The sequence below is a fragment of the Methylocystis sp. S23 genome, assembly GCF_054106005.1.
This window is the reverse complement of sequence record NZ_CM134185.1, coordinates 3,016,639-3,028,196: the sequence shown is the minus strand read 5'-3', so window position 1 is coordinate 3,028,196 and position 11,558 is coordinate 3,016,639. Positions and strand designations below refer to the sequence as shown.

Annotated in this window: 7 protein-coding genes; 6 read left to right on the top strand and 1 reads right to left on the bottom strand. The window is 63.9% G+C overall.

Annotated elements, in window-relative coordinates; translation table 11 throughout:
• The first annotated feature begins 191 nt into the window (after positions 1 to 191).
• A complete protein-coding gene (locus ACV7JP_RS14820; RefSeq protein WP_457796429.1) occupies positions 192 to 1,811 on the top strand; it encodes a hypothetical protein in 1,620 nt (539 codons plus the stop codon).
• On the opposite strand, the gene ACV7JP_RS14815 is transcribed toward ACV7JP_RS14820, so the two are convergent.
• Positions 1,733 to 2,815, bottom strand: coding sequence for a glycoside hydrolase family 5 protein (locus tag ACV7JP_RS14815; protein WP_457796428.1), 1,083 nt, complete (start codon positions 2,813 to 2,815; stop codon positions 1,733 to 1,735). The two genes, ACV7JP_RS14820 and ACV7JP_RS14815, sit on opposite strands and share 79 nt — an antisense overlap.
• Before the next feature lie 125 nt (positions 2,816 to 2,940).
• On the opposite strand from ACV7JP_RS14815, the gene ACV7JP_RS14810 reads away from it, so the two are divergent.
• From ACV7JP_RS14810 to ACV7JP_RS14790, 5 genes are all read left to right on the top strand, one after another.
• Positions 2,941 to 5,079: a GumC family protein gene (locus ACV7JP_RS14810; RefSeq protein WP_457796427.1), complete on the top strand. Its 2,139-nt coding sequence runs from the start codon at positions 2,941 to 2,943 to the stop codon at positions 5,077 to 5,079.
• Positions 5,080 to 5,276: 197 nt separating this feature from the next.
• A complete protein-coding gene (locus tag ACV7JP_RS14805; protein ID WP_457796426.1) occupies positions 5,277 to 7,178 on the top strand; it encodes an extracellular solute-binding protein in 1,902 nt (633 codons plus the stop codon).
• Between the two features lie 221 nt (positions 7,179 to 7,399).
• On the top strand, positions 7,400 to 8,512 hold the full coding sequence (locus tag ACV7JP_RS14800; RefSeq protein ID WP_457796425.1) for a microcin C ABC transporter permease YejB: 1,113 nt from the start codon (positions 7,400 to 7,402) through the stop codon (positions 8,510 to 8,512).
• 1 nt (position 8,513) lies between these two features.
• Positions 8,514 to 9,680 (top strand): ABC transporter permease, encoded by a 1,167-nt coding sequence (locus ACV7JP_RS14795; RefSeq protein WP_457796424.1) that lies wholly within the window; start codon positions 8,514 to 8,516, stop codon positions 9,678 to 9,680.
• A gap of 184 nt (positions 9,681 to 9,864) precedes the next feature.
• Entirely contained in the window at positions 9,865 to 11,505 is a 1,641-nt protein-coding gene (locus ACV7JP_RS14790; RefSeq protein ID WP_457796423.1) for an ABC transporter ATP-binding protein, read from the top strand.
• Positions 11,506 to 11,558 lie beyond the last annotated feature (53 nt).

The window sequence follows — 11,558 nt, the reverse complement described above, 5'->3', positions numbered from 1 at the left end:
CAGCGAGACTGGCCATGATGGTTATTGGCGGGCCGAATGATGCGCGGGAGAATGTCCCAAAGCCTATTAGAGACCGTTAAAGCGATCGTCCGCGCCGCCCGTTTCGTCGGCGGTCTTCGTTCGTTTACGGGTTGTTAGGCATGATGCGCGAGGATCGCGACTGGATTTACGTTCGAAGAACGGAACTCGAATTGCGCCGATCGGCAGCGGCTGAAGCGCCAAGGACCAGCGGCCTGGAGGACTGGCCGCGCCTCCTCGCGGCTTTCTTCGTCGCGACGCTCATCACCGTAGCGCCGATTGCGCTGCATGTCCTCGTTTCCCAGCCGATCGCTATTCTTTTCTGTCTGTTCGGCGCGTTCTGCGCCGCGCGCTTCATGGAGCGCGACATCCCGATCGTCGTGCTGCTGCCAAACATCTTCCAGAACACCGTCGCCGCCATGCTTTCCTGGCATGTGCAGGAATATGCGGAGATCGAGGTTCTCAAGAGCTACAGCTTTCTGACGGCGGTGGTCTGTTGGCTCGCCCTCGCCGTCCCCTTCGTGCAGAAGCCTTCGGCCTATTCGCCTTTCGTTCGCAAATTCATCTTCGTCTCCACGGGCGTGATGTGCGTGGTCGGCGTCTATTTCGTGCTCGGCTTGGCTGTCAATCCACGCAACGCCACGGTGTATCTGCGTAATATCGGCCTGCCGATCCTGCTGTTTCAGATGTTCATGCTGGTCGGCGCGCGGCATGAGGTGCAACTGCCCAAGATTCTGACGCTGCTCCTCGTTTCCAACGCCGTCTCCGGCTATATCGAGATCTTCGCGCTGGACGCATGGCTCGAAATGATAAATGGGATGCGCTACCTCCAGCTCTTTAGCGCCAAGCGCCTCACCAATCCCGACGACATTCGATCGCTTGCCTCACGAGGCATGGTCGCGGCGAGCGTTCTCGACTATTCGAGGGCGTCGCTGTTCAATACGGGCCTGCTCGCCGGCCTCGATATCCAGGTGCAGCGTCTACTCGGCCCCGCCTTCAACACGATCAGCTTCGCCTATCTGCTCGCGAGTCTGATTTCTCTTCTGGCGATACATAAGCGCGGCGTTCTCGCTCTATTGGCGCTGCCGCTGCTTATCGCCACAAGCGCCAAAGGTCCGCTGTTCCTTTGCCTCGCCTGCATCTTTTTTTATTGGGGCGCCAAGAGCGCGAGGAACAGCCTTCCCGTCAAGGCGCTGGGCGTGATCCTCGTCTTCTACGCGGTCGCAGTTTTCCAGGTCGGCTACAGCAGCGGCGATTACCATGTGATCGGCCTTGTCGGCGGCATGAACGGCTTTTTAAAAAATCCGATCGGCCATACGCTCGGCGACGGCGGCAATCTGTCGATTCCGGATTTCTCCCAGTTGAAATGGGACGACTTCCAGCATGCCGGGGCGACCGACGTCGCGGTGGAGAGTTCCGTCGGGGTGCTGTTCTTTCAGATGGGCGTCGCGGCCCTGGCCTGGTTCGCGTTCTATTTCTGGGTCGCCGCCGTCGCGTGGCGGCTCTATCTGGAAACGCGCGCCCCGGCGCTCACATTCGTCACATCCGCCATTCTGGTCTCCCTGGCGAACGGCCTGTTTCAGGAAGAGGCCTATTTCGCGCCCTTCTCGCTCGCTTTCGTCATGGGATTTTGCGGCCTCATTCTCGGCGCGACGGATCGCGCGGTCGTCGCCCGGATCGTTCGGTCGAAGCTTGGCGCCGAACTATGGGGCGATCAGTCTCCGAGCAACGACTGGACGACGCCCCGATCCAGGCTACGGTCTTCGTTCACGAGGCCGAACGCGCCCGAATAGTCCCAATGCGCCCAGCCGAAGCCGCATTGCTCCGCGGCGGCGCACACCGCCGCGAGCCAAGCAAGACGGTCCGGGCGCTTCGCCTTCCAGCGCAGCACGCCAAATTCATTGACGATGACCGGCGCGCCATGCGTCTCGCTCCAGGCCGCGACGCCCTCAAATTGCGTCTTGATGGCCGCGGCGCTCCAGGCGACGCCGGCCGTCTCCTTCAAGATGCGCTCGACTTCCTGATCGCCTCTCCGGCCTGCCTCCGCCGCAAGGTGCCGCAGCGTCGGGTCGCCTGGCTCGGTCGGAAAGGGAACGCCCGAAATGCGCGCCCACGCGCTGCCTTTGTCCCAGACGGCATATTGGTGGGTGAAGGCCATCGGGTCATAATAATGGAAGGCGTAGACGACGTTAGGATCGGCAAAGGGCTTCCATGAGGCCAGATTTTCGTGCCGCTGATACGGCGCCGGGCCGACGATGACGATATTCTTCGGCAATTGGGCGCGCACGGCCATCGCCAGCTTTTCGGAGAGAGGGCGCCAGACATCGTCCGTTGTCGGCGGCTCGTTCAAAAGCTCGACGCAGATGCGATCGGCCGGCCAGCGCGACAAATGCTTCGCGAGAATCGGCCAGTCGGCGAGCAAGGCGCCCTGGGCCGCGCGAACATCCCTGCGATAAAGATTCTGGAAATCCGCGTCGGGGTGCATGTCGACGCTGATGGAGTAGCCGATCCCCAGGAGCATATCGAGAGCGCGCGACAAATCGTCCGTCGCGCTGGAAATTGTCGCCGGCCCCGAGAAGGATGCGAGAAGATATTCCGCGCCCACAGGCAGACGGATATGGGTCATGCCCATTCGATGCAGCGTCTTCAGCGTCGAGACGTCCGGCTGCTGGTCGGCGCGGAGCGGGACCTGATCGGGGAGGTTGAAGCCCCGGCGCAAGGCCTGCGGGATCACGCCCTTGCGCGGAGCCGGCTCGGCGCGCACGGGCGTCAGGCTCGCGACCGATAATCCGAGCAATGCTTCACGCCTCGTAAACTTTGGCGCCATTTGGGTTACTTAAGGTTAATGCTTTGCATGTCTTATTCTAGCCGTCCGCGCGACGGGAATCCAAGGCCCGCGCGTCTTCGTCGTTCGAAAGCGCCATGAAAAAGCACGGCAACAAGTCTTCCACAAGCTACATGGAGCCGCGCCGCTCGAAAGAACTCGGGCCGATCGATCTTTGGCGAGACACGCCGGTGAATTTCAGCCTCGGCGGCGTCGGGCTCTTCTTCCGCCGCAACTGGCTGGCGATCCTCGCCACCTCGCTCGGCGTCGCCGCCGTTCTCTTCGGCGCCTCGCTGTTCCTCTTCAAGAAATATACGGCGACGGCGGTGGTGCTCGTCGATCCTCGCGCCGCAAAGGTCACCCGCCAGGGCGGCGTGATCTCCAATATCGGCAGCGACGCCATCGCCATTGAAAGCCTCGTGCAGGCGACGCGCACGGACGGCTTTCTCGGCGCTTTGGTTGACGAGCTCGATCTGACCAAGGATCCCTATTTTGCGGGCAAGGGCGACACGGAGGAGAAGCTCCGCCTCTCCACCATCGAGAAGCTTGCCTCCAAGCTCAACATTGCGCGCCGCGGCACCACCTATGTCATCGACGTGACGGCGACGACGACCAGCGCCAATGAGAGCGCGCGCATCGCCAACGCGGCCGCGAAGAAGATTCTCAGCGAGCAGACCTCTCTACGGAGCGGGACGAGCGCCAGGACCGCGCAGGAGATCGAGAGCCGCCTCGCCGAGCTGCGCGGTCGCGTGAACCGCGCCGAGGAAGCCGCCGCGGAGATGAAGGCGCGGCTGAAAGTGACCGCCGCCGGCGAAGGCACGACGCTCCTCGAGCGCCGCGTGCAAGAGCTCAACCAGCAGCTCGTCGCCGCCAACGCCCACACCGCCGAAGCGCGGGCGCGCTATGAGCAACTGCGCAAAGCCGGCGCGAGCGCAGGCGAAAGCCTGCCCCCTTCGGCGCAAACGAGCGTCTTTAGCGTATTGCGCGCCGACTATGCGCGGCTCTCGCGCCAATCGGCCGATCAATCCACCGTGCTCGGTCCTCGCCACCCCGAGGTCGTGAGCCTCAATGCTCAAATTGCCGACATTCGCCGGCAGATCAAGGTCGAGATGGGCCGAATGCTCACCTCCGCGCGCACCCAGCTTCTCGAAGCCGAACAGCGTGAAGAGGATTTGGGCCGTCAGCTCAAGGCCGTCCAGACGGAAAGCGGCGAGCTTGGCCCGCAGCTCGTGAAGCTTGCAGAACTCGAGCGGGAGGCGAAGGCGGAGCGCGACGTGTATGAAGAGCTGCTCAACCGCGAGCGCGAGCTGTCGCAGGTCAAAGACCTGGAGCCCAGCGACATCCGCATCGTCTCGCCCGCCACACCGCCATCGAAGCCCTCGCCGCCCCGTATGATTCTCGCCGTCGGCAGCGCGGCCCTCGGCCTCCTCTCGGGGCTTGTCTTCGCCATTGTACGTGAGTGGCGGCGGAAAACTCTGCGCACGGCGTCACAAGCCGAGCGTCTCGGAGGCGTCGAGGTTTATGGATTTCTGCCCATGCTGCCCCTCGCCGCCCGCCAAGGCGACGATCCGGCTGTCGTCCCCGACCTCACTCCCTGGCTCGCGGAGCTCTGCGCCGAGATCGCGCCCGACGCCGGCGACCATGACGGCGTCGTCATCCTTGTCTCCTCGACACGCCGCGGCGAAGGTCGCTCGACCGTCGCCGTCAATCTCGCCGCCTATCTCTCGCAGGGCGGCGACCGCGTCCTGCTCATCGAGGCGGATCGCGCGGCGCATGTAAAGAAGCCGCTCTTCGGCCTGCTCGACGTTCTGGAGACCGGAGAGGACCTCAAGGGCGCGCTCGTCGACCAGGCGGCGGACGGCTATACGCTGCTGCCCTATGGCGGTCGCACGCTCGCCCGCCATAGCTCGATCGGCGGGCTGATGAGCGGCCTGACGCTGCGCGCGACGCTGAAACTCGCCCGCAACTGGTTCGACGTGATCGTGATCGACGGGCCGCCCGCGCTCGAGGCCCCCCATGCCCGCTTCCTCGCGGCTCAGGCCGATCGCACCGTGTTCCTCGTCGAGTGGGACAAGACGAGCGCGGACGACGCCGACGCCGCGCTCGATCGTCTCGATCTCGGCGAGACGGCGGTGCTCTACAATAAGACCGACGCGGCGCGCCTCAGCCTTTACGATCCGGAACAATCGCGCCAGATGTCGCTCTATTATGGCGAGGACATGGCCGAGGCCGCCTAGTCGAAGCTCGAAGCGCGATGGCGCCGGACGTCCGAGGCGCGCCTTCGGCGGCTCCTCGGCGCGCGGGCGAGGTTTGCCGTCCGTCGGCCGATCGCCCCGCGCCGATAGACACTGGCGAGCCCGCCAAAAACCGACATAATCTAGGTAGAATCATCGGCCCGCGCGACGCGCCGCTCCCCTTCCCTCCCGAGGTCGTTTTGGCTGACTTTCCTTTCGCCTATCCGCTCTCCCGCCGCCGGCTGATCCGCGCCGGCGCCCTCGGGGCCGCCGTGGCGCTCGCGCCGCGCGCCGTGGCCAAAGGGGGCGCGAGGACGGCGGCGGCGGCGTCGGCGCCCGCCCCAGGCGAAACGGAGAGCCACGGCCTCTCCACCTTCGGAGACCTCGCGGAGCCGGCGGATTTCAAGCATTTCGGCTATGTGAATCCGGATGCGCCGAAGGGCGGCCAGTTGACTCTGACGACGCAGGCGTCGACCTTCGACTCGCTCAACGGCTACATACTGCGCGGCACGCCGGCGCAAGGCGTGTCGCTCATTTTCGACAGCCTGCTGGCCCAAAGCTATGACGAGCGCGACGCCTATTACGGGCTCGTCGCGCGGGCCGTGCGGATCTCCGCCGACAAGCTCACCTACCGCTTCCTGCTGCGGCGCGAGGCGCGGTTCCATGACGGGTCGAAGCTCACCGCGGAAGACTGCGCCTTCTCGCTCGGCATCCTCAAGAGCAAGGGTCATCCCATCATCGCGCAGATGCTGCGCGATCTGGTCTCCGCCGAGGCGGAGGCGGACGACGTGCTGGTCGTGCGGCTCGCGCCCGGCCGAACCCGGGATTTGCCGCTGATCGTCGCCGGCCAGCCGATCTTCTCGAAGGCCTATTACGCCAGCCGCGCCTTCGACGAAACCACGCTGGAGCCGCCCCTGGGCTCGGGCGCCTATAAGATCGGCGCGTTCGAACAGGGGCGCTTCAACGCGTTCGACCGCGTCGCCGATTATTGGGCCAAGGACCTGCCCGTCAATGTCGGACAGAACAATTTTGGCCAGATCAAATTCGAATATTTCGGCGACAGCAACGTCGCCTTCGAGGGCTTCAAGGCGGGGGCCTACACGCTTCGGCTCGAGGACACCGCGCGCATCTGGGCGACCGGCTACGACTTTCCGGCGATACGAGACAAGCGCGTCATAAAAGAGACCTTCCCGAGCCGCCGCATCCCGGGCATTCAGGGCTGGTGCTTCAACACGCGCCGCCCGATGTTCAAGGATGCGCGCATTCGCGAGGCGCTCGGTTACGCCTTCGACTTCGAGTGGTCCAGCCACAATCTGATGTACGACGCCTATAAGCGCGTCACCTCCTATTTCGAGAATTCCGAGCTCGCCGCGACGGAAGAACCCGACGCCTCCGAGCTTGCGCTGCTCGAACCATTCCGCGCGGAGCTGCCGGCCGCGGTTTTCGGCCCGGTCCCCCTGCCGCCCGTTTCCGACGGCTCGGGCCAGGACCGCAATCTTCTGCGCAAGGCCAATGATCTCCTGCTCGCCGCCGGATGCACGCGCAAGGGCGACGTGCTGCTGCTGCCCGACGGCAAGCCGCTCGAATTCGAATTTATCGACCGCTACAATCTCTTCGAGCGGCTCACCCTTCCTTTCATCAAGAATCTCCGGCTGCTCGGCGTGAAGGCGAGCTTTCGCGTGATCGACAGCGCGCAATACAAGCAGCGGCTGGAGACGTTCGACTTCGACGTGACGGTCGACAATCTGGTCGTCAGCCATTCGCCGGGCGAGGAGCTACGGAACTATTTCGGCTCCGAGGCCGCGAGGTTTCACGGTTCCCACAATCTGCCGGGCACGGCCGACAAGGCGGTCGACGCGCTGATCGACAAGGCGCTCAAGGCCGAATCCCGCGCCGAGCTCGTCACCGTCTGCCGCGCGCTCGACCGCGTGCTGCGCGTCGGACACTATCGGATCTTCCATTATTATACGCCTGTCGACCGCATCGCGCATTGGGACCTGTTCGGCCGGCCCGAGCGACCGCCGAAATATGAGGTCGGCTACGTCTCGACCTGGTGGTGGGACGAAGACCGCGCGCGCAAGATCAACTTCACGGGACGCTGAGCGTGGCCATCTCGCAGCGGCTCCGCCACCGGACTCCCGATCGACGCCGCGCCCCGTCATTACGAGGAGCGAGGCGACGAAGCAATCCAGGAGCAAATTCTTGAACGTGTTCCGGATTGCTTCGCCTTCGGCTCGCAACGCCGCCGCAAGCGTCGTCGCGAAGCCATCAGGCGGAAGCCGTATGACATGCCGGTCCGTTCGGAAAAACACGGGACGTTAGAATGGGCGCCTATATCGCACGCCGCGTATTGCTGATGATCCCGACGATCCTCGGCATCATGCTCATTTCCTTCGCCATCGTGCAATTCGCGCCTGGCGGGCCGGTCGAGCGCGTCATCGCGCAGCTCCAGGGCTTCGATGTCGGCGCGACCTCGCGCTTTTCCGGCGGCGGCGGCGATGTCGGACAGGCCGCCGGCGCGCAAACGGTTGGCGGCGCCGCGGACACCACGTCGAAATATCGCGGCGCGCAGGGCCTCGATCCGAAATTCATCGCGGAGCTCGAGAAGCAGTTCGGCTTCGACAAGCCGGCATGGCAGCGCTTCCTGCTGATGGTCAGGAATTACGCGATGTTCGATTTCGGCCGGAGCTATTTCCGCGACGAAAGCGTCATCAAGCTCATCGGCGAGAAGCTGCCCGTCTCCATGTCGCTCGGCCTTTGGATGACGCTGCTCTCTTATTCGATCTCCATTCCGCTCGGCGTCGCCAAGGCCGTGCGCGACGGGACGCGTTTCGACATGTGGACGTCGAACCTCATCATCGTCGGCTACGCCATTCCGAGCTTCCTCTTCGCCATGCTGCTGATCGTGCTCTTCGCTGGCGGCTCCTTCTGGCAGATTTTCCCGCTGCGGGGGCTGACATCCGACGATTTCGACGAGCTGACCCTATTCGGCAAGGCGAAGGACTATCTCTGGCATATCATCCTGCCGGTGAGCGCCATGACGCTCGGCGCCTTCGCGACGCAGACCTTTCTCACGAAGAACTCCTTTCTCGACGAGATCCGCAAGCAATATGTGCAGACCGCGCGCATGAAGGGCCTGACCGAGAACCGCGTCCTCTACGGCCATGTCTTCCGCAACGCCATGCTCATCGTCATCGCCGGCTTCCCCGGCGCCTTCGTCCACGCCTTCCTGACGGGCTCCGTGCTGATCGAAACGATCTTCTCGCTGGACGGGCTCGGCTATCTGTCCTTCGAGAGCATCGTGAACCGCGACTATCCGGTGGTCTTCGCCAATCTCTATATTTTCGCCTTGGTCGGCCTGGTGGTGAACCTCATCTCCGACCTCACTTATACCTGGATTGATCCTCGGATCGATTTCGAGACGCGCGAGGTCTGACATGAGCGCGACTGCCGACCCCGTCGCACGCCTCGCCCCGCCCATCATGCGCGATGGATTTCTGCGGCTCTCGCCGCTCGACCAAAGGCGTCTCGCCAATTTCAAGGCGAACAAGCGCGGCTATTGGTCCTTCTGGGTCTTCATGACGCTCTTCGTCATGTCGCTCCTCTCCAATGTTCTGGCGAATGACAGGCCGATCCTGGCTTGGTACAAGGGCGAGCTGCTTTTCCCCGCCTTGGTCGCCTATCCGGAGGAGAAGTTCGGCGGCTTCCTGGCGCGCACGGACTATCGCGATCCCGTGATCGCCAATGAGATCAAGGCCCATGGCTGGATGCTCTGGCCGCCGGTCCGCTATTCCTACGACACGCACAATCTCGAGCTGCCGACGCCCGCGCCCTCGCCGCCGACCTGGATGCTGACGCAGAAGCAATGCGAGACCGCCGCCGCCAAGGGACTTCGGCCCGGCGAGCCCAATCGCGGCTGCGCGGCGCTGGAATATAACTGGCTCGGGACGGACGATCAGGGCCGCGACGTCGTCGCGCGCCTCCTTTACGGCTTCCGCATCTCCGTGCTTTTCGGCCTCATCCTCGCGACGATCTCCTCCATCATCGGCGTCGCGGCGGGCGCGATACAGGGCTATTTCGGCGGGCGGGTCGATCTCGTCTTCCAGCGCTTCATCGAGGTCTGGTCGTCGCTGCCGCAGCTTTACCTGCTCATCATCATCTCCTCCTTCCTGACGCCCGGTTTCTTCGTGCTGCTCGGCATCCTGCTGCTCTTCTCCTGGGTGTCGCTCGTTCATGTCGTGCGCGCGGAGTTCCTGCGGGCGCGAAACTTCGAATATGTGAACGCCGCCCGCGCGCTGGGGCTCACCAGCTTCCGCATCATCTGGAAGCATCTCCTGCCCAACGCCACGGTGGCGACGCTGACCTTCCTGCCCTTCATCCTCAATTCGTCGATCACGACCCTGACGGCGCTGGACTTCCTCGGCTTCGGCCTGCCGCCCGGCTCGCCCTCGCTCGGCGAATTGCTGCTGCAGGGCAAATCCAACCTCCAGGCGCCCTGGCTCGGCCTCACCGGCTTCGCCATCATCGCGCTCATGCTGTCGCTCCTCGTCTTCATCGGCGAGGCCGTGCGCGACGCCTTCGATCCGAGAAAGAATTTCCGGTGAAGAACGCGCGAACTAGACGCATCGTTTACAAGCGCTATCCGGCGGCGAGGCTGCCGGAAGATTTACGCGAAGGCATCCCCTTGAACTCATTGGTTACGATCGAGTGGGAGGAAGACGCTTCCGCGATGACGCCGGAAAGGCCAGACTCTACCCCTGCCACGAAATCGAACGATCGAGACGGATAATGACCGCTCCCCCCCTCCTCGACGTCCGCGATCTCTCCGTCTCCTTCCTGCAAGGCGGGCGCGAGACGGTCGCCGTCGACCGCGTCTCCTTCTCGCTCGAACGCGGCAGGACGCTCGCGCTCGTCGGCGAGTCGGGCTCCGGCAAATCGATCAGCGCGCTTTCCATCGTGCGGCTTCTGCCGCCGGGCGCCATCGCGACGGGCGAGGCGCTGTTCGCCGGCCAGGACATGCTGAAGATCGGCGAGGGCGCGCTGCGCGCCATTCGCGGCGCGCGCATCACCATGGTCTTTCAGGAGCCCATGACCTCGCTTAATCCGCTGCACACGATCGAGCGGCAGATCGCGGAGATTCTCGAGCTTCACGGCATGCGCGACGGCGACGCCATGCGCCAGCGCGTGATCGAGCTTCTCGCCGAGGTCGGCATTCCGAATCCGGAGGCGCGGCTCGGCGCCTATCCGCATCAGCTCTCGGGCGGCCAGCGCCAGCGCGTCATGATCGCCATGGCGCTCGCCAACAAGCCGGACCTGCTCATCGCCGACGAGCCGACGACCGCGCTCGACGTCACCGTGCAGGCGCAGATCATCGCGCTGCTCGAGCGCCTCCAGCAGACCTACGGCATGGCGATCCTGTTCATTACGCACGATCTCAATCTCGTGCGCCGCTTCGCCGATACGGTCTGCGTCATGCAGAAAGGCCGCGTGGTGGAGAGCGGCGACGTCGAGACCGTGTTCGCCGCGCCGAGCCATCCCTATACGCAGGCGCTTCTCACCGCCGAACCCAAGGGCGAGCCGATCAAGGAAGACCCGGAAGCGCCCGTCGTCATTTCCGCCGACGATCTGCGCGTCTGGTTCCCCATCAAGCGCGGCTTCATGCGCAAGACGGTCGATTACATCAAGGCCGTCGACGGCGTGACGCTGCAAGTGCGCGCCGGGGGAACGGTCGGCGTCGTCGGCGAATCCGGCTCCGGCAAGACGACGCTGGCGCTCGCCATGCTGCGCCTCATACGCTCCGAGGGGCCGATCGTCTTTTTAAGCTCGCGCATCGACGGCAAGAGCGTCGCGGAAATGCGCCCGCTCCGCCGCGACATGCAGATCGTTTTCCAGGACCCCTACGGCTCGCTCTCGCCCCGCATGTCGGTCGCGGAAATCGTCGCCGAGGGGCTTACGGTGCAGCGCCCCGAGCTTTCGCTCGACGAAGGCCGCGAAATCGTCGCCCGCGCCCTGAAGGAGACGGGACTCGATCCCGCGACGATGGACCGCTATCCGCACGAATTCTCGGGCGGCCAGCGCCAGCGCATCGCGATCGCCCGCGCCATGGTGCTCGAGCCCAAATTCGTGGTGCTGGACGAACCGACATCCGCGCTCGACATGTCGGTTCAGGCGCAGATCATCGACCTGCTGCGCGATCTCCAGCGCCGCCGCTCGCTGGCTTATCTATTCATTAGCCACGACCTGCGGGTGGTGAAGGCTTTGGCGGGTCAGCTCATTGTCATGCGGCACGGAAAAGTCGTAGAATCCGGACCTGCTGAAAAAGTCTTCTCCCGGCCGGAAAACGACTATACGAAAACGCTGTTCGCCGCCGCCTTCCGCAATCAATCGGAATTGATCGACATTAATTGCTCAAGGAAAGACCAGACTTAGCGCTTTCAAATGCTTGATCGCAGCCGTCGGGGCTGCGAAATTTAGACAAATTT